Annotated in this window: 20 protein-coding genes; 4 read left to right on the top strand and 16 right to left on the bottom strand. The window is 56.7% G+C overall.

The features are described from left to right. Positions 1 to 6: 6 nt before the first annotated feature. Genes pcaG through pobA form a run of 5 tightly spaced genes read right to left on the bottom strand, consistent with a single transcriptional unit; the run spans position 7 to position 3,731 of the window. Positions 7 to 627: a protocatechuate 3,4-dioxygenase subunit alpha gene (pcaG, locus tag ABLO27_RS13455; protein ID WP_353033424.1), complete on the bottom strand. Its 621-nt coding sequence runs from the start codon at positions 625 to 627 to the stop codon at positions 7 to 9. Between the two features lie 2 nt (positions 628 to 629). Next, on the bottom strand, positions 630 to 1,355 hold the full coding sequence (gene pcaH / locus ABLO27_RS13450; RefSeq protein ID WP_353033423.1) for a protocatechuate 3,4-dioxygenase subunit beta: 726 nt from the start codon (positions 1,353 to 1,355) through the stop codon (positions 630 to 632). 27 nt (positions 1,356 to 1,382) lie between these two features. Beyond that, the gene (pcaC, locus tag ABLO27_RS13445; RefSeq protein ID WP_353033422.1) at positions 1,383 to 1,778 is read right to left on the bottom strand and encodes a 4-carboxymuconolactone decarboxylase; all 396 of its coding nucleotides are present in this window, start codon (positions 1,776 to 1,778) and stop codon (positions 1,383 to 1,385) included. Beyond that, positions 1,762 to 2,562: a 3-oxoadipate enol-lactonase gene (gene pcaD, locus ABLO27_RS13440; protein WP_353033421.1), complete on the bottom strand. Its 801-nt coding sequence runs from the start codon at positions 2,560 to 2,562 to the stop codon at positions 1,762 to 1,764. The genes pcaC and pcaD overlap by 17 nt, the downstream gene beginning before the upstream one ends. Continuing rightward, a complete protein-coding gene (gene pobA / locus ABLO27_RS13435) occupies positions 2,562 to 3,731 on the bottom strand; it encodes a 4-hydroxybenzoate 3-monooxygenase (protein WP_353033420.1) in 1,170 nt (389 codons plus the stop codon). Before pobA ends, pcaD begins: the two co-directional genes overlap by 1 nt. A gap of 136 nt (positions 3,732 to 3,867) precedes the next feature. On the opposite strand from pobA, the gene pcaQ reads away from it, so the two are divergent. Then, positions 3,868 to 4,788, top strand: coding sequence for a pca operon transcription factor PcaQ (gene pcaQ / locus ABLO27_RS13430; protein WP_353033419.1), 921 nt, complete (start codon positions 3,868 to 3,870; stop codon positions 4,786 to 4,788). A 14-nt stretch (positions 4,789 to 4,802) separates the two neighbouring features. Here pcaQ and ABLO27_RS13425 read toward each other — a convergent pair whose 3' ends face one another. From ABLO27_RS13425 to ABLO27_RS13385, 9 genes are all read right to left on the bottom strand, one after another. After that, complete coding sequence (locus ABLO27_RS13425) at positions 4,803 to 5,858, bottom strand: sugar phosphate isomerase/epimerase family protein (protein WP_353033418.1); 1,056 nt, start codon at positions 5,856 to 5,858, stop codon at positions 4,803 to 4,805. Between the two features lie 40 nt (positions 5,859 to 5,898). Beyond that, positions 5,899 to 7,506: a glycoside hydrolase family 43 protein gene (locus ABLO27_RS13420; RefSeq protein ID WP_353033417.1), complete on the bottom strand. Its 1,608-nt coding sequence runs from the start codon at positions 7,504 to 7,506 to the stop codon at positions 5,899 to 5,901. Continuing rightward, positions 7,503 to 8,549 carry an L-glyceraldehyde 3-phosphate reductase gene (gene mgrA / locus ABLO27_RS13415; RefSeq protein WP_353033416.1) on the bottom strand — a complete coding sequence of 349 codons (1,047 nt, stop codon included), beginning with the start codon at positions 8,547 to 8,549 and terminating at the stop codon, positions 7,503 to 7,505. The genes ABLO27_RS13420 and mgrA overlap by 4 nt, the downstream gene beginning before the upstream one ends. Then, a complete protein-coding gene (locus ABLO27_RS13410) occupies positions 8,549 to 9,682 on the bottom strand; it encodes a Gfo/Idh/MocA family protein (RefSeq protein WP_353033415.1) in 1,134 nt (377 codons plus the stop codon). The genes mgrA and ABLO27_RS13410 overlap by 1 nt, the downstream gene beginning before the upstream one ends. Before the next feature lie 9 nt (positions 9,683 to 9,691). After that, positions 9,692 to 10,438, bottom strand: a complete 747-nt coding sequence (locus ABLO27_RS13405; RefSeq protein WP_353033414.1) for a sugar phosphate isomerase/epimerase family protein — start codon at positions 10,436 to 10,438, stop codon at positions 9,692 to 9,694. A gap of 32 nt (positions 10,439 to 10,470) precedes the next feature. Beyond that, a complete protein-coding gene (locus tag ABLO27_RS13400) occupies positions 10,471 to 11,559 on the bottom strand; it encodes an ABC transporter ATP-binding protein (protein ID WP_353033413.1) in 1,089 nt (362 codons plus the stop codon). 11 nt (positions 11,560 to 11,570) lie between these two features. After that, positions 11,571 to 12,500 carry a carbohydrate ABC transporter permease gene (locus tag ABLO27_RS13395; RefSeq protein WP_353033520.1) on the bottom strand — a complete coding sequence of 310 codons (930 nt, stop codon included), beginning with the start codon at positions 12,498 to 12,500 and terminating at the stop codon, positions 11,571 to 11,573. A 1-nt stretch (position 12,501) separates the two neighbouring features. Beyond that, on the bottom strand, positions 12,502 to 13,395 hold the full coding sequence (locus ABLO27_RS13390; RefSeq protein ID WP_353033412.1) for a carbohydrate ABC transporter permease: 894 nt from the start codon (positions 13,393 to 13,395) through the stop codon (positions 12,502 to 12,504). A gap of 136 nt (positions 13,396 to 13,531) precedes the next feature. Beyond that, positions 13,532 to 14,764: an ABC transporter substrate-binding protein gene (locus ABLO27_RS13385; RefSeq protein ID WP_353033411.1), complete on the bottom strand. Its 1,233-nt coding sequence runs from the start codon at positions 14,762 to 14,764 to the stop codon at positions 13,532 to 13,534. A 187-nt stretch (positions 14,765 to 14,951) separates the two neighbouring features. Between ABLO27_RS13385 and ABLO27_RS13380 the strand changes: the two genes are divergently transcribed. The 3 genes from ABLO27_RS13380 (at position 14,952) to ABLO27_RS13370 (ending at position 20,108) form a co-directional block, all read left to right on the top strand. After that, entirely contained in the window at positions 14,952 to 15,986 is a 1,035-nt protein-coding gene (locus ABLO27_RS13380; RefSeq protein ID WP_353033410.1) for a LacI family DNA-binding transcriptional regulator, read from the top strand. 478 nt (positions 15,987 to 16,464) lie between these two features. Next, positions 16,465 to 17,202, top strand: a complete 738-nt coding sequence (locus ABLO27_RS13375; protein WP_353033409.1) for a PstS family phosphate ABC transporter substrate-binding protein — start codon at positions 16,465 to 16,467, stop codon at positions 17,200 to 17,202. Between the two features lie 14 nt (positions 17,203 to 17,216). Then, complete coding sequence (locus ABLO27_RS13370) at positions 17,217 to 20,108, top strand: EAL domain-containing protein (protein WP_353033408.1); 2,892 nt, start codon at positions 17,217 to 17,219, stop codon at positions 20,106 to 20,108. A 57-nt stretch (positions 20,109 to 20,165) separates the two neighbouring features. Here ABLO27_RS13370 and ABLO27_RS13365 read toward each other — a convergent pair whose 3' ends face one another. Beyond that, on the bottom strand, positions 20,166 to 21,182 hold the full coding sequence (locus tag ABLO27_RS13365) for a 2Fe-2S iron-sulfur cluster-binding protein (protein WP_353033407.1): 1,017 nt from the start codon (positions 21,180 to 21,182) through the stop codon (positions 20,166 to 20,168). A 31-nt stretch (positions 21,183 to 21,213) separates the two neighbouring features. Then, entirely contained in the window at positions 21,214 to 22,989 is a 1,776-nt protein-coding gene (locus tag ABLO27_RS13360; protein WP_353033406.1) for an ethylbenzene dehydrogenase-related protein, read from the bottom strand. Between the last annotated feature and the right edge of the window lie 123 nt (positions 22,990 to 23,112).

Raw genomic sequence — 23,112 nt, 5'->3', positions numbered from 1 at the left:
ACCCGATCAGATGTCGAAGAAGACCGTTTCGTCTTCTCCCTGCAACTTGATATCGAAGCGGTAGACGGTCTTGCCGTCGCGCTCGGTTCTTTTGGCAAACAGCGTCTTGCGGCGCCGTTCCCATTCGATCAGGTTTATCACAGGGTCAACGGAATTTGCTGCAGATTCGTCTTCGAAATAAAGCCTTGTGTGCAAACCAACATTTATGCCCCTAGCGACAATCCAGAGCGTTATATGTGGGGCCATCACCTTGCCGTCGTTGCCCGTCACCGCCCCGGGTTTGACAGTCTCGAACGCCCATTCTCCGGTTTCGAAATCGGTGATCACGCGGCCCCACCCTCGGAAGCCGTCTTCAACTTCGCCCGCATGTTCCGGGTGTGCGTAGAGACCCTCGGCATTGGCTTGCCAGGCTTCCAGCAGCACATCCTTGATCGGAGAGCCCATACCGTCGATGACGCGGCCTTCAATACGGATGCGTTCGCCCGCTGCATTCGGTCCGGCGATATCCCAGCCAAGCTCCTGCTTGTAGATATCGAATCCGGCAGCGCCGGGAGCCAGGCCGATATGAACATAGGGACCGGCAGTCTGCGAGGGAGTTTCTTTCAGATAGTCAAGTTGCTGACGCATGATCAATTTCCCTCAAGCCTGTTTTCAAACAAGGTCGACCGGCGCCCGCGGAGGACGATGTCGAACTTGTAGGCAATTGTATCGAGCGGGATCGTTGAATTCAGATCGAGTCGGGCAATCAGCTGCTCGATTGCTTCCGGATCCGGAATGGTGTTTACGATCGGGCACTTGGCGATGAGCGGGTCACCCTCGAAGTAACACTGTGTGATCAGGCGCTGGGCGAAGGCAGTTCCGAAGATCGACATGTGAATATGGGCGGGCCGCCAGGAGTTCACCCAGTTCCGCCAGGGATAGGCGCCGGGTTTGACGGTCCGGAAATAATAGTAGCCGTTCTCGTCCGTCAGCGTGCGTCCGCAACCGCCGAAATTCGGATCGATCGGCGCCAGGTAAGTGTCCTTCTTGTGCCGGTAGCGGCCTCCCGCATTGGCCTGCCAGATCTCCACCAGCGTGTTCGGAATGGGCTTGGCATTTTCATCCAGAACCCGCCCATGCAGAATGATGCGCTCGCCGATCGGGCTTTCGCCCGGCTTCGCGTAGTTGCTCAGTAGGTCCTTGTCCAAAGGGTCGATGTCGTTTTGCCCGAAAACCGGACCGGTGGTCTCACTGACCGTCGTTTCCAGACTGATCATCGAATATTGCGGTGAGCGGGATACGCTCGTCTTGTAATCCGGCGTCAAGGCCGGTGGCTGCCATTGCCGGTCCCGCTGATAGAAGGGGCCTGGTTTCATATTCCTCTCTCCCGTTTGAACCTGGCTTCAGCGGTCCGTCCGATGGATATCCTGTTCCATCTCCGCATAGGTTTCCTTGGCGATTTTAAGCGCCTGATTTGCACGCGGAACGCCCGCGTAAACAGCAACATGTTGAAAAGTCTCAAGCACATCTTGCTTGCTGGCACCAGTGCGTGCCGTGGCCCGGATATGCATGGCAATTTCTTCGAAATTTCCGAGCGCTGCGAGAAGGGCAAGCGTCAGCATGGACCGTTCTCTCCGGCTGATGCCGTCCGATGCCCAGACGGTTCCCCAGGCTCCTTCGGTTATCAGGGTCTGAAACGGTGCATCCAGCTCGGTTTTGCCGGCTTCCGCACGCTCTACGTGATCTTCGCCCAAAACGGCTTTCCGGATGACCTGACCACGTTCATAGCGTTCTGACATGGAGGTCCTCCTTCAGGAATGTCATGAGATGATTGGCAAAGAGTTCCGGCTTTTCCACGCAAGGCAAATGACCGGCGTCGGCGATCTCGATGAAGCGGCTGCCGGGAACGAGCTCTGTTGTCGTTCGCACAAGGTCGGAAGGGCTCGCCAGGTCGTCTGATCCGCCGATACCGAGAACCGGAAGCCTCAAATTCGAAGTCGATGCTGCGAGATCGGTACCGGCAATCGCCTCGCAGCAACCGGTGTAACCTTCCATTGGGGTTCGGGTCAGCATGTGGCGCCAGCCCAGGCATTCGTCGGTTTTCCTGAACTCTTCCGAAAACCAGCGTTCGAGAATGGCCTCTGCAAGGCATGCGATCCCGCCTGAGCGAATGCGTGCAACGCGGTCCTGCCACATGCTCGCTTCACCCATCTTCGCCGCCGAATTGGATACTACCAACCCATTGACAAGCTGCGGTTTCCTGCTTGCCAGAAGCTGTCCGATCATGCCGCCAATGGAAAGGCCGACAAATACGCATGAGGAAATCCCGATATGCTCAAGGAGCTGTTCGGTGTCCTCGACAAGATCTTCCATGGAATAGGGACTTGCCGGACAGCTGGACAGACCGTGGCCCCTCTTGTCGAAGCGGATGAAGCGAAGGTCGGTGTGCGGCAGCCGATAGATGACCTTGTCCCAGACCCGCAGATCGGTTCCCAGGGAATTTGCGAAAACGACGGGCAGTCCGTTCGGATCCCCGTCCTCGCGCCAGTGCAGGTCAGCAGATTGTAGCCGGGCAATCTTCATCAGTAGGGCAGTCCGACATAGTTTTGCGCGAACCATTTCTGCGCAACTTCGTTGTAATGCAGGGATTCAATTTCAGCCCGCTGCATTTTCAGGTCGAATTCCGACTGATCCGGAAACCGGTGAAGAAGATTGGTGGTTGCCCAACTGAAACGCTCGGCCTTCCAGACGCGGGCAAGCGCCTTTTGCGAATAGTGATCGATGCCGTTGGTTTCGTTGTCCTGGTAAAACTGAACCAGCGCTTCGTATAGGTAATGAACATCCGAGGCGGCCGTGTTCAGGCCTTTGGCTCCGGTCGGTGGCACGATATGCGCGGCATCGCCGCACAGGAACAACCGTCCCCAGCGCATCGGTTCGCTGACAAAGGATCTGAGCGGTGCGATGGACTTTTCGATGGACGGTCCGGTCACCAGCTTGTCGGCAATTGCTTCAGGCACCCGCCGCTTCAGTTCGTCCCAGAAATCTTCGTCGCTCCAGTTTTCAACCTTGTCGGTCAACGCACATTGCACGTAGTAGCGGGAGAGGTTCTCGTTACGCATGGAACACAGGGCGAAGCCACGATTGGAGTTTGCATAGATGAGCTCATCGTGAACCGGTGGCGTTTCGGACAGGATACCGAGCCAGCCGAAAGGAAAGACCTTTTCGAAATCCTTGCGAACCGTGTCCGGAATGGTGGTACGGCTGACGCCGTGGAAGCCATCGCAGCCGGCCACAAAGTCACAGTCGATCCGCTGTTCCACGCCGCCCGAGTTGAATGTCACATACGGCGCGTCGCGGTCCGCATCACAGATCTTTACATCCTCGACTTCGAAGATGGTTTTGGCGCCAACCGCTTCCCGTGCGTCATAAAGGTCGTGGGTCAGTTCCGTCTGGCCGTAAACGATGACGTTCTGTCCGATCAACTTGTGAAAGTCGATATCGAACATCTCGTTTTCATAGGAGATGCAGGTGCCATGATGCACAAAGCACTCGCGGTCCATGCGCTCCGACACGCCCGCCTCGCGCATCATGTTGACAAGGCCGGTTTCCAGAATACCGGCCCGGATGCGGGCAAGAACATAATCACGCGTCTTCCGCTCCAGAATGACGGTTTCAATGCCTTTCCGGTGAAGCAGCTGTCCCAGCAGCAACCCCGATGGGCCACCGCCTATGATGACAACTTGAGTGCGCATGCGATCCTCCTCTGTTGTCTCCATATTGAATGTTCAAAAATGAGAAGTAAATTGAGTAAATGAGCCTCTTTGTTGCCAAAACAGGAAACTAATGTCAGCCTTGGTGCAAATCGAGAGGACGACATAGGGCTCAGTCATGATTGATCGGCGGATCAAGTTCCGGCACATCCAGTGTTTTGTTGAGATTGCACAGGAGCGCAGCCTGAAACTGGCTGCCGACAAACTGTTCCTGACGCAGCCTGCTATCTCCAAAACGCTGAAAGAGCTTGAAGAAATCATCGGTGCCACTCTGATGACAAGAAACAGGGCGGGGATCGCGCTGACCAAACAGGGTAAGGTGTTCCTGCATTTTGCGCAGATTTCCCTGGCAAGTCTGCAGCAGGGACTGGATGGCGTCGAAAAGGAAGGAGAGCACGCCCGGGCGACGTTGAAGGTCGGCGCACTTCCAAGCGTTGCAGCCAGCTTCATACCTCCCGTCATTCAGGAATTTTCCGAGCTGGCGCCCAACGTCATGGTGCACATCATGGACGGTCCCCACGGGTACCTGATCGAACGGTTGAAACTGGGTGAACTGGATCTTGTCATCGGGCGTCTCGGCCGTCCCGACTCCATGGAAGGTGTCTCCTTCACGCAGCTCTATTCGGAACGCGTCGATCTCGTCGTGCGTACCGGTCATCCGCTATTGAAAAATCCCGACGTCAAGCGGATCGTCGACTGGCCGGTTATCTACCCTCCCGAGGGCTCGGCGATCCGGCCGCTGGTCGAGCGCTTCATGATTGCCAACGGAGTCGGAGAGATCCCGAACAGGATAGAGACGGTTTCAGGCGCCTTCGGTCGGCTTTACACCCGGCAGACGGATGCTGTCTGGATCATTTCCTCAGGCGTGGTTCAGACCGAAACCGTTGACGGTCATCTGGTACGCCTGCCATTCGACAGCGATATCACAAAGGGACCCGTCGGGTTGATGACGCGACCGGACACGCAGGCAAGCGCGGAAGAACAGGTCTTCCGGCTCGCCGTACAAACCGTGATCGACGATTTGCAGCTCAAGTCATGAGTTGAACGTCGGCGTCAGATCCCGAGCATCCGCCGGATCTGCTCCTGATCCGTGTCGCCGCCGGCAAAATCGTCAAAGGCCTTGTCGGTGACTTCGATAATGTGGCTTTCGATGAACGGAGCGCCTTCCGCAGCCCCTTGTTCAGGAGACTTCAGGCAGCATTCCCATTCCAGAACGGCCCAGCTCTCATAGCCATATTGCGCCAGTTTGGAGAAGATGCCGGAGAAGTCGACCTGACCGTCTCCAAGAGACCGGAAACGCCCGGCTCGGTTTACCCAGCTCTGGTAGCCGGAATAAACGCCTTGCCGTCCGTCCGGATTGAATTCCGCATCTTTCACATGATAGGCGCAGATGCGTTCGTGATAGATGTCGATAAACGCCAGATAGTCCATCTGCTGCAGCAGGAAATGCGACGGGTCATAATTGATTTGGCAGCGTCCGTGTCCGCCAAGTGCATCGAGGAACATCTCGAACGTCGCGCCGTCAAACACATCTTCACCCGGATGGATCTCGTAGCCGATATCCACGCCATGGTCCTCATAGGTGTCGAGGATGGGTTTCCACCGCCGGGCCAGCTCCGCAAATGCTTCTTCAACGAGTCCGGCCGGCCGTTGCGGCCAAGGATAAAGATAGGGGAAAGCCAGAGAGCCTGTGAAGCTGACGGACGTATCTAGTCCCAGGTTGCGGCTCGCCTTGGCCGCCTTTTTCATCTGGTCGACAGCCCACTCCTGCCTGGCTTTCGGGTTGCCATGAAGATGCGCAGGTGCAAAACCATCGAACGCGAGGTCATAGGCCGGATGCACGGCAACCAGCTGTCCCTGCAAATGGGTCGAGAGCTCGGTTATTTCAACGCCGGCATCGGCACAGATCCCCTTGACCTCGTCGCAATAGGGCTGGCTTTCGGCAGCTTTGTCGAGGTCGAACAGCCGTCCGTCAAACGAAGGTATCTGGATACCCTTGTAGCCGAGATCCGCCGCCCATCTGGCAATCGAAGGCAGGGAGTTGAACGGTGCTTCGTCGCTGGCAAATTGGGCGAGAAAAATTGCGGGTCCCTTGATCAGTCCAGCCATGGCTCACTCCTTGGTTCAATTTGGGCCTGCGCCTGATGCGTCAGGTGCCCTCAGGGGCATAGGAAAATCTGGTAAAGTCCGCGGTCTTGCCCTGACCCGTAAGGTCAAAGGCGAACATGCCGATGAAGGCTCCGGTAAACGAGGCGTGCTCGCCGCGGCCACCTTCATCAGAAATCACACTGGCGTCGAGTTCGGGGCCGAACGGTGACCACCTACCGTTCGACGTGCTCTTCTGCCGCCAGAAAAACTGTTGTCGGGCGCCGGCGACTTCGACTGCCAGCTCGATCGGATCGGAACCGATGGCAATCGGTTCCGCTGGAAAGGACAATTGACCCTCGGGCCAGTCCCCGGCACAGGACAGAATGGTAAGGCAACGGCCCAGTTGGGCGTTCCAGCTGACTGCAATCAGGTGAAACTTGTGACGGTTGTAGTAAGTCGTCAGCCCTGCGGCCTGCTGGTAGGTTGTCGGCTCAAAGGCCGTCAGACTGGTCTCGGCACGATAAGCCAGATGCTCTTGCCGTCTGGCAACGAGCGCCTGTTCATACCAGCTGCCGATGCTTTCACGACCGAACAAACGCAACGCTGATCCGGTCAGACTGAACAGCCTTTCCGGAAAAGGAGTTCGCAGCCACTGGAACTCTTCAGGCAATTCGTTGCCAAAGAAGACACGTTCAACCTTGTGAGGGCTGCGCGGCCTGACGTCTGCCAGGCCGGGAACGTCAACATCCGGTACAAGGCCGCCGCTAGCCAGATAGAGCCAGTCGTCGTCCCGCCATTCGCATTTCTGAATTGCTGTCTCGCGTCCAAGCGGCGAGAAGCGGCCAGGCAAAGGTCTTGAACACAAATGCGTATGATAGACCTGCCCATCGGGTGTTTCGACGATCTGGCCGTGTCCCGCCCGCTGCAGGGCTGCGTCAGGGGCATCCTTGGCAGTGATCAGGTGGGTGTTCGGATGGAGGTCGTATGGACCACCTATGGATCTTGAGCGGGCCATGGTGACGGCGTGGTCATATCCGGTGCCACCTTCCGCAACCGTCAGATAGTACCAGCCACCGCGCTTGTAGAGATGAGGACCTTCTGTAAGCCCGTGCATGCTGCCGGAAAAGACATTCTTTTGCTCGCCGACCAGACCTTCGGTTTCAGTCCATTCCTGCAAGAGAATGCCGTCGAAGGCAGGATGACGCGGATGTCCTCCGACGGAATTGGAAACGTGATTCCACTGCAGAACAAGGAACCATTTGCGTCCGTCGTCATCATGAAACAGGGAAGGGTCGAATCCATGCGAGCAAACATAGATCGGATCGCTCCATGGCCCGTCGATTGAAGGCGCTGTTACGATGTAATTGTGAGCGTCCTTGAAGTTCCCATCCAGCCGTTTCACATCCGTATAGACAAGCCAGAACCTGTCGTCGGCATAGCTCAGACATGGAGCCCAGATGCCGCCACTGTCCGGATTGCCGCGCATATCAAGCTGAGCAGGTCGATTGAGAGGGCGGCAGGCAAGATCCCAGTTCACCAGGTCCTTTGATCGGTGGATCTGGACGCCCGGATACCACTCGAAGGTGGATGTGGCGACGAAGTATTCGTCGCCCACACGGCAGATCGATGGATCAGGGTTGAAACCCGGCAGGATGGGATTCCTGATCATTTGCGCGGCGGTCCTTTTCGCTCCGCGGATGCCGCCCACAGATTGATGTCGGCTTCGCGTGTTTTTGCCGCGATTTCCTCAAGCTCGGCATCCGTGAAGTCGAGGTTGGCAACCGCACCGACGCAATCCTCCACCTGTTCCTTTCGGCTGGCTCCGATGAGTGCCGTCGTGACACGGCCACGGCGCAACACCCAGGCCAGGGCCATCTGGGCAAGTGTCTGGCCGCGTCTTTGCGCGATCTCGTTGAGGTCCCGGATCGTCGCCAGGTTGGCTTCATTCAGGAATTGGTTCTTCAACGACTTGCCTTGCGTCGCCCGGCTTCCTTCCGGAATTCCGCCCAGATACTTGCTTGTGAGCATGCCCTGGGCCAGTGGAGAAAAGGCGATCGATCCGACGCCAAGGTCTTCCAGCGTGTCCAAAAGGCCGTCTTCCTCCACCCAGCGGTTGATCATCGAATAGCTCGGCTGGTGAATCAGACAGGGTGTGCCCAGTTCTTTCAAGATGGCGACGGCTTCACGGGTGCGCTTCGAGTTGTAGGAGGAAATGCCGACATAGAGCGCACGGCCTGAACGCACGATGTGGTCGAGGGCCATCATGGTCTCTTCCAGCGGCGTGTCCGGATCGAAACGGTGCGAATAGAAGATGTCGACATAGTCGAGACCCATCCGCTTCAACGACTGGTCGCAAGAAGCGATCAGGTACTTGCGGCTGCCCCACTCCCCGTAAGGCCCCGGCCACATTTCGTAGCCGGCCTTGGAGGAAATGATCATTTCGTCCCGGTAAGGCGCAAAATCTGTGCGCAGCAACTCGCCGAAAGCCTGTTCGGCAGCCCCTGGCTTCGGGCCGTAGTTGTTGGCGAGGTCAAAATGCGTGATCCCGAGGTCGAATGCGGTGCAGGCGATTTCGCGCTTGCGGGCATGCGGGGTGTCGTCTCCGAAATTGTGCCACAGGCCGAGCGAGATGACCGGGAGTTTCAGTCCCGATCTCCCGCACCGGCGATATTCCATAGTGTCGTAGCGCGTCTGCGCAGCGGTCCAGGTCATTATGTCTCCGATTGTGACAGGAGGTCCTTTGCCGCTTGTGGTCCAAGAGCCTCGGGACGCTCGCATGTGGTGAGAATGTCTTTGTACTCACCCGTTTCACCGGAAGCGAGGATTGAAGTCATCACATCTACGACATGCAGGGAAAACTCCAGCGAGCAGCGATGTGGTCGTCCTGCGAGAATGGCCTGGGCCATGTCGGCGAGACCGGCCGCCCGGTAGTTGGCGTTGATGCCGTCATTGGCCTTGGAGAACGGATGGTCCCAGTTTTCGCAGATGTTGACGAAGCTGCTCTTCTCCGTCAGCCGTACTTCACCGCCGAAGAAATTCGGGTCCGGCACATGCAGCGTTCCCTCGCGACCATAAAGTTCCATGTTGGAATGGCCGTGCTGCCAGACGTCCCAGCTTGCGCAATAGGTAACCTGGGCCCCTGAATCGAACTGCATGATGGCGTGGATCGTGGTCGGCGTCTCAACCTTGATCTTCTCGCCATGTCGAGGCTGCGAGGTGATCGTCCGGTACTCCGAACCCGATGAACTCATTGCGGTGACCCTTTTGACCGGGCCCAGCAACTGCACCAGATTTGAAATGTAATAGGGGCCGAGGTCGAGGATCGGACCTCCACCGGGCTGGAAGAAGAAGTCCGGATTCGGATGCCACATTTCCATGCCGGGGCTTTGCACGAAGCAGGTGCCTGAAGTCACCTGACCAACGGCACTGGTGTCGACCAGATAGCGTGCGAGCTGGTGAGCACCTCCCAGGAAGGTGTCCGGGGCGGAGCCGACCCGAAGACCTTTTTCCTCTGCGATGGAAGCAAGGGCCTGGCCTTCTTCGACGCTCAACACGAAGGGTTTTTCCGAATAAACGTGTTTGCCCGCATTCAGAATGTTGCGTGAAACCTCGAAATGCGCCGCCGGAATTGTGAGGTTGACGATGATGTCGATGTCGTCGGCAGCGAGAAGCCCGTCAACGGTTTCTGCGCGCAGGTTGAATTCCTCGGCACGGCTCTTTGCCGCCGCCTCGTTAAGGTCGGCACAGGCACGAACTTCGATGCCGCGAAACAGCGGTGCGAGGCGCATGTAGGCAGCCGAGATGTTGCCGCATCCTAGGATGCCGATCCCAAGTGTCTTACTCATGATGTGTCCTTAGTAGGTGCGGAAAGCTTCGATTGAGCGTGTTGCGAAACGGTCGAAGTCGGACGGTTTGTCGTGTTCCATGACAAAGAGGTCGACGCCGATGTTGCGCAACGCACCCATGATGGCTTTCCAATCCATGGTGCCGTGGCCGACGTCGGCCCAGCCATCTTCGTCAGCGCATTCGCCTTCCGGGGCGATGTCCTTCACATGGGCTGTGGTGATCCGATCGGCATAACGGTTGATCCAGTCCATTGGGTCCTGACCGCCGCGGACGATCCAGGCGATATCGGCTTCCCATTCGATCGAAGGTGCGGCCTCAAGCAAAATTTCCATCGGCAGACGGCCGTCTGCGCAGGCAAAGAATTCAAAATCGTGATTATGCCAGCCGAACCGCAGACCGGCATCACGAACCTTGTTGCCGATGACTTCCAGACGCTCGCCCACAGACTGCCACGCCGCTGCATTCGCAGCCCGCTGGTCCGGCGGAAGAGCCGGGCAGAACAGGCGCTTCATGCCGAGCGTTTTTGCAGTTTCCAGGACCTTTTCCAGGTCGTCCTCGAACTGCTCCATCGGGAAAAAGTGTCCGGACGGCATCGTTAAGGCATTCTTGTCGAGCAGCTCCCTGAAGGCAGGCGCGTTCTCGTAAACTCCGCCAAAGCCTTCGACCTGGGTGTATCCCAGTTCCGAGAGCCGCTCGAGCACCATTTGCCATGGCGAGAAGTCGCGGGCGGAATAAAGTTGAAATGAAACATCCATTGGTGTGTTCCTGAAAGTTGAGAGGAAACCGGTCAGACCCGGTTTTCGGTTTTCTTGTCGAAGAGATTGGCGCGCGCCGGGTCAAAACCCACGGTGAGGCTGTCGCCGTGATCAACGGAAGCCTGGCCGTCCAAGCGCACCCAAAGCGTGTTGCCTTCTGCCGAGACGCGCGCGAGCGTGTCCGAACCGAGCGGCTCCACCAGTTCCACCTGGCTCTTGAAGCTGATCGTCGCCTGTTCGGCCTCGGGCCCGCTGACCATGTGTTCAGGTCTGATGCCGAACCAGGCAGGGCCTGAAGCGGACGTGTCACCCGAGAACTCGTACCCCTCCAGCGGGAACGTCCGGTCTCCGGTCGTGAAGCTGGGCGCGATTGCCGTATCAAGATGCCCGTCAAAGAAGTTCATGGTCGGAGAACCGATAAATTCGGCGACATACTTGTTGGCGGGCCGGTTGTAGATTTCGTTGGGAGAGGCAAGTTGAAGAATCTGACCGCCGCGCATGATGGCAATGCGGTCGGCAAGCGTCATGGCTTCGATCTGGTCATGGGTGACGTAGATCATCGTGTTGCTGAGTTTCTGGTGAAGCTGCTTGATTTCCACCCGCAGGTCCGCCCGCAGTTTTGCATCCAGATTGGACAGTGGTTCGTCAAAAAGGAAGACATCCGCGTCACGGACCAGTGCCCGGCCGATTGCCGCCCGTTGCCGCTGGCCACCTGAAAGCGCCGCAGGTTTGCGGTCGAGCAGGGGTTCGATCTGCAGGATCTTGGCGGCGCGGTTCACGCGCTCCGAGATTTCCGCCTTTGGCAGACCGGCATTCTTCAGACCGAAACTCAGATTGCCCGCAACGGTCATCTGCGGATAAAGCGCATAGCTCTGGAAGACCATGCCGATGCCGCGTTGCGAAGGCTCCTCCCAGGTGACATTGCGTCCGCCGATGAAGATCTGGCCGTCGCTGACGTCCAAGAGGCCCGCGATGCAGTTGAGCAAGGTGGATTTGCCACATCCGGAGGAGCCGAGCAGCACGAGGAATTCACCTTGCCCGACATCCAGATTCAGGTCCTTCAAAACGTCCAGGGCGCCAAAGCTCAAGGTCAGGTTTTTGATAGCGATACTTGGTTGCATGGGACTAGCCTTCAGCCTTTCACGGCGCCTGCCGCGATACCGCGGACAAAGAGTTTTCCGGAGATGAAGTAGATGGTGAGAGGAACAAGGCCGGTCAGGATGGTGGCGGCCATATTGACGTTGTATTCCTTCACCCCTTGCGTCGAGTTCACGATGTTGTTGAGCTGCACCGTCATCGGATAGAGATCCGGTTTCGTGTAGATCACGCCGAACAGGAAGTCGTTCCAGATGCCGGTGACCTGCAGGATCATTGCGACGACGAAGATCGGCAGGCTCATGGGAACCATGATCTGGAAGTAGATCGCCCAGAACCCGGCACCATCAACACGCGCAGCCTTGAACAGCTCCTGCGGCACGGATGCAAAGTAGTTGCGGAACAGCAGCGTCAGGATCGGCATTCCGAAAATGGTGTGCACGATCACCAGTCCTGTCAGGCTTCCATACAATCCGATTTCACGCAGCATGATCACGATCGGATAAATCATCACCTGATAGGGAATGAATGCACCGACGATCAGGATCGTGAAAAATGTCTCCGATCCCTTGAAGCGCCAGTTGGCGAGCGCATAGCCATTCACCGAAGCGATGATGATCGACAGAATGACGGAAGGCACCAGGATCCGTACCGAGTTGAAGAAGCCCCGGGAAAGACCGTCACAGTTCAGACCGGTGCAGGCTTCCGCCCAGGCTTTCACCCAGGGCTGGAAGGTGATCTCGACCGGTGGCGAGAATATGTTGCCGAGCCGGATTTCCGGCATGCCCTTCAACGAGGTCACGATCATGACGTAGAGAGGCAACAGATAATAGAGCGACACGACAATCAGCGTGCCGTAGATCATGATGTTCCGGCGCGAGATCATCTTGCGCGGCTTGGGACCGCGCGGTCCGGTCATGGTGTCCTGGGTGGGAGCGAGTTCGATCCCTGAGGAAATGCGTTCCATGTTACCCACGGCGTTTTCCTCCGAATTCGAGATATGCCCACGGAATGACGATGATGGCGACCGTGAGAAGCATCATTGTGGAGGCAGCAAAGCCCTGGCCGAGGTTTTGCGACAGGAACATTGCGTCATAGACGTATTTGGCCGGTACTTCGGACGCAATGCCCGGGCCGCCGCCTGTCTGGGCGACCACCAGGTCGTAGACCTTGATGATACCGGAGGCGACCAGGACGATCGCGGTAATGAAGATGCCGCGCATCATTGGAATGACGATGAAGATGTAGGTCTTCCACATGGGGATGCCGTCGATCTTCGCTGCCTTCCAGATATCTTCATCGATACCGCGAAGGCCTGCCAGCATCAGGCACATGATCAGGCCGGTTCCCTGCCAAAGGCCCGCAATCAGAATGCCGTAGATCACGATGTCGGGATCGTAGAGCGGATCAAATGAGAAGCTCTCCCAACCGAGACTGCGCACGACGTGCTGAATTCCGAAATCCGGATTGAGGATCCATTGCCAGGCGAGACCGGTCACGATGAAGCTCAGAGCGAACGGATACAGAAGGATTGTGCGGAACGTGTCTTCAAAGCGGATCTTCTGATCCAGCAGGGCCGCAAGTACGAAACCGATGACCAGCGAGAATATCAGCGAAAATCCGCCGTAAATGGCCAGGTTCTCAATGGAAATGAGCCACTTGCTGCTGTTCCAGAGACGTTCGTACTGGGCAAAGCCGACGAATTTCTCCTTCGGCAGGAGCTTGGAACTGGTGAAGGAGTAGAGAACCGTCCAGGCGGTCCCACCGATGAAGACAACCATCGCGGTGGTTATCATCGGAATTGCCGCAATCTTTGCACTCAAGTTGCGGTGCCATCTTGCGGGGCCCGTTGCAGCCGACATGCCTTGTGTTTCCTTGTAGAAATCTGTCCGAAAATTGTTTCGGATTTCCCTGCGCGCATTGCTGCGCGCAGGGCTGGAGGACGCCACCCCCTATGGAAGCCCCCATAGGAATGGGATGGCGGAACACATGCCAGCGTTAGTCAGCGTTGCCGATGATGGATGCAAACAGTTCCTGTGCATCTTCTGCTGACATGGACGGGTTGTTGAAGAACTCAACAAACAGATCGTTCACCTGTTGGTTGGAGTCTGCAGACATCAGCTGGTCGGTGCCCGGAATGATGTTGCCTTTGGCCAGGATATCGAGGCCTTTGCGCATGCAGTCGTTTGCGGCTGCAAGATCGACGTCGCCGCGCACCGGCAGGGAACCCTTCTTCAGGTTGAAGGCAACCTGGGTTGCAGGAGAAATCATCACCTTGGCCAGTTCGCCCTGAGCGGCCGTGATCGCGGCATCATCCACCTTGGGGAAGTAGAAGGCATCGCCACCGGTCTGGATGACTTCGTTCACGCCAAGACCAGGAAGACAGGTGTAATCGGTGCCTGCGACCTTGCCGGCAACCTGGAACTCACCCTGTGCCCAGTCACCCATGATCTGTCCGCCGGCCTTGCCGGTGATGACCATGTTGGTGGCATCGTTCCAGGCCTGAACATTGGAGTCTTTTGCCAGATCACGAGCCGTTGCTGCAGCCTGGAAGACCTTGGCGACTTCATCGCCGCCCGCGAGGTCTGAATCCTTGTCACCAAACACTTTCATGTAAGTGTCCGTGCCGGTAAGAGCGACCATGAGAACCTGGAAGGCGAGCGTTGTCTGCCAGGGTTGCTGACCCATTGCCAAGGGCACGATGCCGGCTTCCTGGAGCTTCGGCGCGGCTGCGACGAACTCGTCCCAGTTGCTGGGAACGGCAATGCCCAGATTCTCGTAAACCGAGTTGTTCAGCCAGAGCCATTGCGGCGAGTGGATGTTGACAGGCACGCAGTATATCTTGCCGTCAACGGTACAGCTGTCGAGCAGGCTGGATGGACGTACGAGTTCGGCCCAGTTTCCTTCGGCAGCGACGTCTGACAGGTCACGCATCAACCCCGCTTCCACCAGCTCCTCTGCCTGGCGGCCGTGGTTGAATTGGGTTGCGCCCATCGGATCGCCGCCGGTGATGCGGCTGATCATGATCGGACGTGCGGTCCCGCCGGAACCAGCAATGGCGCCATCGACCCATTTGTTACCTGTTGCATCGAATGCTTTTGCGAATTCGGCAACGGCAGCGGCTTCACCGCCAGACGTCCACCAGTGGGTGACTTCCAGATCAGTTGCATTCGCTGCGCTTGCTGCGCAAAGTGCTGTAGTCGCCGCAAAGACTGCGCGTAGTGCTTTCATATCTTCCTCCCACCGAACAAAAATCGTTCGATTGTCCTCACATGCGGCAACTGCCGCATATTTGTAATCGATTACATTTAGTTGTATATAGACATGTAATCGATTACATTTATCATTCTCGGGAAATGGCTTTATGTCAACCCGGAATGTAAGGAAAGCGAAAATTCAAAAACCTCCGGAGACGGTCTTGGCCCAGAAAAGCGTTAGAATTCGGGATGTTGCAAAAGAGGCCGGTGTGTCGACTGCGACCGTCAGCCGTGCGCTCAGCAACCCCGAACTTCTCACCGAGACAACGCGAGAAACCGTTTTCGCAGCAATCCGGTCGACTGGTTACAGGGTCAACAAGGCGGCCCGAAACCTGAGGACCCGTCAGGCGGGAGCGGTTCTTGTGCTGGTTCCCAATCTGGGCAATCCGTTCTTCTCGCAGATTCTGGCTGGCATGAGCGAATGTTTCGGTGACAGCGACACCTCGGTGTTGATTGCCGATACGAAAGATCAGGCACCGTCAGGCAAGCTGATTGTCGACTATTTTCTGGATTCCCAGGTAGATGGCATGATCTGTCTGGATGGAGGGCTGTCAGGTCACGAGCTGCAGCAGTTCAGTGACAAGGGATTGTCCAACCGGATCGTTTTTGCCTGTGAATGGGTTCATGACACCTGCCTGCCTTCCGTGCGCAGCGACAATGCTCGCGGAGCGCGGCTCGCCGTGCAGCATCTGTTCGAACTTGGCCATCGGAAAATAGCCCACATCACCGGTCCGCAGGAAAATGTCCTGACCCACGCGAGGCGCGAGGGAATGCTGGCCGAGCGTGCACGCCTGGAGCTGCCCGTCAAGGACGAGTGGATTATCCGCGGAGACTTTTCCCTGGAATCCGGCCGGCGGGCGGCGGAAAAAATCATCGCGATGGAGGATCGTCCGACCGCTGTATTTTGCGCCTCGGACCAGGTGGCTTTCGGTCTGATGTCCACCCTGAGTGCCAATGGTCTGCGGGTTCCGGAAGATATCTCGGTTGTCGGTTTCGACGATATCGAACTTTCCGAATATTACGTTCCGGCCCTGACGACCATCCGCCAGGACCGGCACGCACTTGGCCGAAAAGCAGCGACGCTCCTCATGGAATGCATTGAGCCGGAACCGGTCGTATCGGCCGAACGCGTGGCTCCGGTAGTTGTCGACGTCGAGCTTGTGGTTCGACAAAGCGCGGCCCCTCCTGCGAATTGACGATCCGGCGTTTCTCACGTGTAAAGCCCGCTTGTCCGGGGATGTCATTGGAGATCCACCTGGGCCCTCATGCCGCACCGTCGAATGTGCTTTTGGTAACAGAAAGCGTTTCGGACCCTACGTAAGCTTCTGCGGGATTTCTGGTGATTTCAGCGATATCGAGGCCGATTGAATTTCTTGGAGAAGTTGTATGTCGGTTGTGCCAGATAGAATTGCAGAATGCAGTAGGTAAATATTTCCCATGGGTAAATAATACCTGACGAGGTAGTGTTTTACATTTGCCTTGATTTTGCCTTTATCTTCAATTCGCTCAATTTAATTACATTTTCATTGTAATTTTTCGCATGCACTTAGTCTTTAATTAACTTGAATGAGGCATTCTGGAGAACACGAGTAAAATTTGGTGGTAAAAATGCGGATTCTGGCCGTTAGTCTGGTTTTGTCGTTTTGCGTGATGTTTATGCAGCCGGAAAGTGCCTTGGCGCAATCCGAGCTCAAGGTCGTCGGAACTGGCGATGGTCTTGAAATGCTTCGGGAAATCGGTGAAGGCTTCGGTGAAGAACATCCCGGTATCAATCTGTCGATACCGCCAAGCATCGGATCCGGTGGAGGCATTGCCGCGGTCAGCTCAGGAGCTGAGCGGCTTGGAAGAGTTGCACGGCCGCTGAAGGAAAGCGAAGTCGAATACGGACTTGTCTATCTGCCGATTGCGAAGATCCCGAGCGCAATATTTACGCATCCCTCGACAGGCATCGACGAACTTTCGAGTGAAGATCTCGTCAAAATCTATTCAGGCAAGATCAAGAACTGGTCTGAATTGGGCGGAGCTGATCTGCGCGTACGTCTTGTTCGCCGGGAGGATGCAGACAGCACATTGCAAGTGCTGCGCGATTCCATGCCCGGATGGAATGACCTGGAAATATCTCGGCGTTCCAAGACGGCGCTGACAACTCAGGATGCGATTTCAACCGCCCGTGACGAAAAAGGGGCAATTGCATTTGGCCCTTATTCCCGCCTGCTGGAAGACGGTCTGTCCGTCATCAGCATCAACGGCGCGCATCCGACGGACGACAATTACCCGAGCGCGGTAACCCTGGCGTTGATCTACAAGGATGGCACCCTGGATGATCAGATGAAGGCATTTATCGACTTCAGTCAGTCTGGCAAGGCTCACGAACTGATGAAGAACTACGGTGGTGTGCCCGTCAAGAATTAGCACTCTGGCAAAGCATGATACGTCACTCGTCACTTCTCTGGCATTACACGTATGGCGCTGTTTTCACAGCGCTATGCGCGTTTGCAGGTTTGATCGGGCTTGTTGCGTATCAGCTTGAGGACAGCATGACCCGTCAGCAGACGGAACTGCAGAAGCTGTCTCACACGCGTCTGCTCGAAGCCCTCACGGCAGATGTCAAGCTCGCTGGAACACGTCTTGAATTTCTGTTTGAAGACAGGCTTCGGCGCGTGAATGCCATTGCAGAGCGGTTGGATACCGGCAACGCGGTCAATTCGCGCAATGTGGTGGCGATGTCGGAGTTGCTCGGACCGGCGGCGCAGCTGGCAGATGTCGACGGCATTGTCGTGCTTGACGAGGAAGGGCGGGTCATCGGAGCTTCATCCTATGAAGCCGATCTTGTGACGCTCGGCGCCAGAATTCAGGAATTCAGCTTCTTCGGCGAAATCACCAATTCGCTGCAGGACAGTTTCCCCGATGCCAAGCTCACTTATTCCGCAATTCTACCTCTCTCCGAAACACAGGTTCTTGTTCCCGGAGAGAACATAAACAGTATTTCACAGGTGATCTTCGTACCGGTCTTTGATGACTTCGGTTATGTCATCGGGGGCCTTCTTGCACAGCGCTGGCTGCGACCGAACGAGCCTATTCTTGCCGATCTGGCCAAGATCAACTCCTTCGAACTTGCCGTTGTCTACAATGACACGGTGATTTCCCGCGCCAATTTCGACGGCGTTCTGACCGACCTCAACCGGGCCGCGAATGAGCCCAACATCACCATGAACGGTGAGCATGTCATAGAGTGCGGTGTTCCGGTGTACCCGATGACGGTCTGTGCTCTGTTGCCGATTTCAAAGCTCAACGAGACGCAAAACGAACTGACGCGGATCGGAACGGAAGAAGAAGCAAAACTGCTCAGGTGGCTGTTCCTGTTCGGCTTGCTGACACTGGTCGCGTTTGCCTCCGTGGCATTCTTGCTTTCCCGCCAGATCACACGCCCGCTGACCAACATCACACGCGTGCTTTCCGGGATCGCCGCGGGGGATTTCGAGAGTGAGGTTGTCGGGACCGAGCGCCTCGATGAAGTTGGCGACATTGCAAGATCGGTTGTGTCCCTGCAACGCTCCGTCAAGGAGCGTGATGCTTTGCGTGTTCGTGTTCATGAGAAAAACACGATCCTGAAATCACAGGAAACCAAACTTCGGGAACAGAACATTCTGTTCGATGCGGCATTGAACAACATGTCTCATGGCCTGTGTATGTTCGATGCCGACGGCAAGCTCATTGTGTCGAACCAGCGGTTTGTCGAGCTCTTCGAACTGGATCCGGACGCCATGAAGCCCGGCATGACCGCGGCCGAGCTCGCTGCGCTCCAGAAAGTCGAGAAACTGGATTCCGAACCAGAAAAGGCTCTGGATCGCCACGTGCCGCTGGCGGTATCGCAACCGGCAACGCAAAGCACGGAGATGGTGAAAATCCGGTCTGGCCGGATTGTTCTGACCACCCGTCAGCCGCTCTCCGACGGCGGTTGGGTCGCAATCTCCGAAGATATCACGGAGCGTCAGGAAGCGCGTGACAGACTGGCCTTCCTTGCCCGTCACGATATCCTGACCCAGTTGCCGAACAGAATTGAGTTCCGTGACCAGATGGAGCAGCTGCTCAAGCGGCAGCAGCGCCTGGGTGGTGAGTTCGCGATACTTTGCCTGGACCTTGACGAGTTCAAGACCGTCAACGATTCCCTTGGACACCCGATCGGTGATGAACTGCTGCGCCAGGTGGCGGAGCGCTTGAAGGCGTTGGTGAGCCCGCGTGAGCTGGTTGTCCGATTGGGTGGTGATGAATTTGCAATTCTTTCCGATCTTCCGGCTGACCGCAGCATGATCGAGGAATTGGCACAGTCGGTCATCTGGGAATTGCATCAGCCATTTCAGATTGCCGACCATGAGATTGTCATCGGAGTGAGTATCGGCATTTCGATCGCCAAAGGCGATGAGGCCGGTTTCGATGAGCTGTTCAAACAGGCCGACCTGGCGCTTTACCAGGCGAAGGAAGATGGGCGGAACACCTACCGCTTCTTCGAAGTAGATATGGGAACTGCGGTAAACGATCGCAGGGAACTGATCACGGATCTGCGCAACGCAATTGTGAATGAAGAACTGGAACTGTACTTCCAGCCGCAACATTCCCTGAAGGACAACTCGATCTCGGGATTTGAGGCATTGCTGCGCTGGCATCATCCAACGCGCGGGATGGTTTCGCCAATCGAGTTCATTTCACTTGCGGAAGATACCGGCCTGATCCTGCAGATCGGCGAATGGGTACTGAACGAAGCCTGTCGCGTTGCGGCTCGTTGGCCTGCACAGCTTCGGATGGCGGTAAACCTGTCTCCAAGACAGCTGCGCGGTCACGCATTTGGGCCGGTTCTGATCAATGCTCTTGCCAAATCCGGCTTGCAGGCCGATCGACTTGAACTCGAAGTCACAGAGAGCGTTCTTCTCACCGATGCCGATGATGTTCTGGATGCGCTTCATCAGGCAAAATCCCTGGGAGTGAAAGTTTCCATGGATGATTTTGGAACCGGCTATTCTTCTCTCAGCTACTTGCGGCGCTTCCCCTTCGACAAGATCAAGATCGACCAGTCTTTCGTTCGTTCAATGGCCTATTCGGAGGACTCCGTCTCTATTGTCCGGGCCGTGATCGAACTGGCGAAAAATCTGAACATGACGACCACGGCGGAAGGCGTCGAAACGAAGCAACTTCTGGATATGCTCACGGAAATCGGCTGTACCGACGCGCAGGGATATTTCCTCGGTAGCCCGAAACCGATTGAAGAAACCGAGGCGCTGGTCTACGCCAGCCAAAACTCTTTCACCGCGGCTGCTCAGTAAGAGCGCCACGCCTCAAGACCCATTGCCTGAAATGATTTGCCCGAAATGATGTGCCTGTCAGCTTGCCGCTGCGCTCGCGAATGGTGTCTTGGCCTTCCGCAGTAGCGAATTTGCAAGCGTCAGCAAGCCTTTGCTTTCCTCGGCTACGAAGAACGGGTCCGCGTAGAAGGTTGCGCCGGCCTGGCGGGCAACATCACGCGTGGCATCTACGTGCGATGGTGCTCCGGCGGAATAAACGATATGGTCTGAGGAAAGTTCGCCAAGTAGCTCGTAAGGGCGGGCGGTCAGAACCGTCTCGTTGTCTCCATCACTGGCAGTGAGCGTTATCGAAATACCGCGGTTTTTCAGCCAGCGGATGGCGTCCCGCATGTAAAGTCCGTCCCGGGTGCGCGAACCGACGATCATTCTGATATCGCGGTTGGGCTGACCCATGCTCGCGGCAACGGCAATCGACCAGATCGGAGCAAAGCCGGTGCCGGTGGACGTGAGGACAATCGGTTCAGGCTGCCTGCGCAGGAAGCCATTGCCAAAGGGTCCACGAAGTTTCACGGCGTGGCCCTTGTCGATCTGATTTCCCAGTTTCGAGGAAACGATGCTGTTCGGGTAGACCTTGATGTGGAACACGATGACATCCTGTTCCGCATCCAGGTTGAGCGGCGTGGTCGGGCTGTAATCCCTGGCCGGATATCCGGCGAAGGTCGCCCGCAGATACTGACCGGGAAGCCACGTCACCGTTCTGGCTGTCCGCACGCGCACTTCCAGGTAATCTTCTTTGATCTTTCGGATACTCTCCACCGTGCCCTTGATCGTCTTCACGATCGGGACAGGGTCGTAAGAGATTTCCGCATCTCCTTCCAGCACGGCAAGGCAGCCCAGAACCGAGTTTTTCTCACGGGTGCCCAGATCATCGACCTGACCGCTCAGAACGCGTACCCGGCAGGTTTCGCACTGACCGGAACAACAATCGTGAGGAAGCACCAGACGTCCGCCAAGCCCGGCATCGATCAGCGTGTCGCCGACATTCGCCTTTATCTTCTTGCCGTTGATTGTGACGGTGCAAGTGCTCTTCGACATGTTGATTGTCCGTGCTTGAGGGCTTGTTTGATCAGTTGAAGGTCAGGCGAACCGGGCGGGAGTGCCTGGTGTGGCGGGTCTGGTTGTGATCGAAAACCGATAGCCAGACATAAAGACCATCTTCCATCGCCAGGTCCTGGTGGTTGCCGGTGTCCATGTCGCGAACCACTTCCAGCGTCCAGTAGCCGTCCTTCCATTTCGCGCCGCCGTTCAGATCCGCGCGGCTGCCCAGATATTCACCCGTAATCAGCACGCCGGGAATGACAGTGCCAACGGGGATCTCTGCATCTTTTTCCGGGGAATAGGGGACGCTTTCCGCGTCAAACATCCACCACTGCGACCCTTCGTCGTCGGTCGCTTCGGTGTCCATGTCGATCTTGCCCATGAGAGAAGCAGTCTTCACGTAATCCAACGGAAGACGCTTGACGCTGACGGTTTCCCGATAGCCGGTCTCTGGCGAGCCTTTGTAGTTATAGACGTAAAAGGACTTGCCTTCGTCAGCACCGTAACCGGCGCTGTAACGCTTCTTGCCTGCTGCCTGGCCTTCATTGGGCTCCAGCGGCGTGCCGAACCACATGTCATCGACCTTGCCGATCATGCCGCCGCGCGCTGCCTTCCACTGCCAGACGTCCAGAAGGCTTCCGTCCGTCGTATAATGAAGGCCGCGCCCGTGAAAGGAAGACGGTTTATCGGAAAGTGGTTTCGGCCCCATGTGTGTGGAGGCGCCGCCACCGAATGCGTCCGTCTTTGAAAAGGCGACGGAAAACTTGTCTTCATAGTAGGCCGTCTCGTCCGAGATGTCGGCGCGATTGTTGAGCATGCGCCAGCCTTCCTCGGTCTTGACCAGCGGATGGCGCTTCAACGACCGTGAGGCGTCTTCCCAGCGGAAGGCAAAGGCGATCTTGTCTCCGATCTGCGCCGCCCGCACCTCAACGGTCGATTCTCCCGTGCCGTTGAGGTTTGAACCCTGCTGCGTTCTGACGAAAACCGGTCTTGCGTTCTGCCATGCCGGATCGTCCAGAACGCCGTCCAGCTTGGGCAGCGTTGAGGCCTGAGCGACAATAAGGTCGTCCCGGGTGCTGAAATCAAGCGCGACTGCACCTGCCAGGACGACTGCGCCAAGGGCTGCTGCCTTGGCAAGTGGATATCGGCCCATTCCGGGAAACTGGCGGAGGGATTGCGGGCGGAACAGGCGGAGCAATTGTTCCCAGCCGCCATAAAAGTAATGCAGAACAACGTGCGCAAAGATGTAGGTCAGAACGGTCAGGGCAGAGATGTAGTGAACGTCCACCCACAAGCCACCGTGGCCCAGATAGAGCAGAACGCCGGTTGCCGTCAGCACCAGTACTGCCGCGAACAGGATCCAGTAGGCAATGACATTGACCGCCGCGATGCGAAGCTTCGTGCTTGCCGGCAAGGTCAGGACCACGACTTTCTTGGAAGAAACCCGGCGCTTCAGGCGGGCAAGCGACATATAGGCCGTATATGCAAAGATCAGGGCCAGGACAAAGACGGCCGACACGTAGTGCCAGGTCCAGATTTCACCTTGAGGCAGGATTGGTTCGAACATGATGGCGAACCAGGAGCCTTCTGCATCGGAAGACAGTCGCAGGCCCGTCAGCAAGCTCGTAAAGATTGCAATCACCAGCGTCCAGTGAAGAAGGATTGTGCCGAGATCACTGCGCACGGGTGCTTTTTGATCTTCCGGCCGGCCTCCAGCCTTGCCCGCACGATCACCTTGAGCCTGCGCTCCGGCACGTCCCGAGGATTTTGGCGGAGAAGTGAGTTCAAGGGTGTGATCAGTCACTTGGTCCGTCAACTTTTCCTCCAACCTTCAGGTGCGTAGCGACAGGTTGTTAAAACCTGATTCGTGCCGAAAAATTAATGAGAGTTTTATATTCTTAGTTAAAAAATAGCACCGGAAGGAAAA

Source organism: Roseibium sp. SCP15 (genome assembly GCF_040329435.1).
GTDB lineage: Bacteria > Pseudomonadota > Alphaproteobacteria > Rhizobiales > Stappiaceae > Roseibium.
This window is presented reverse-complemented; position numbering and strand designations above follow the sequence as displayed.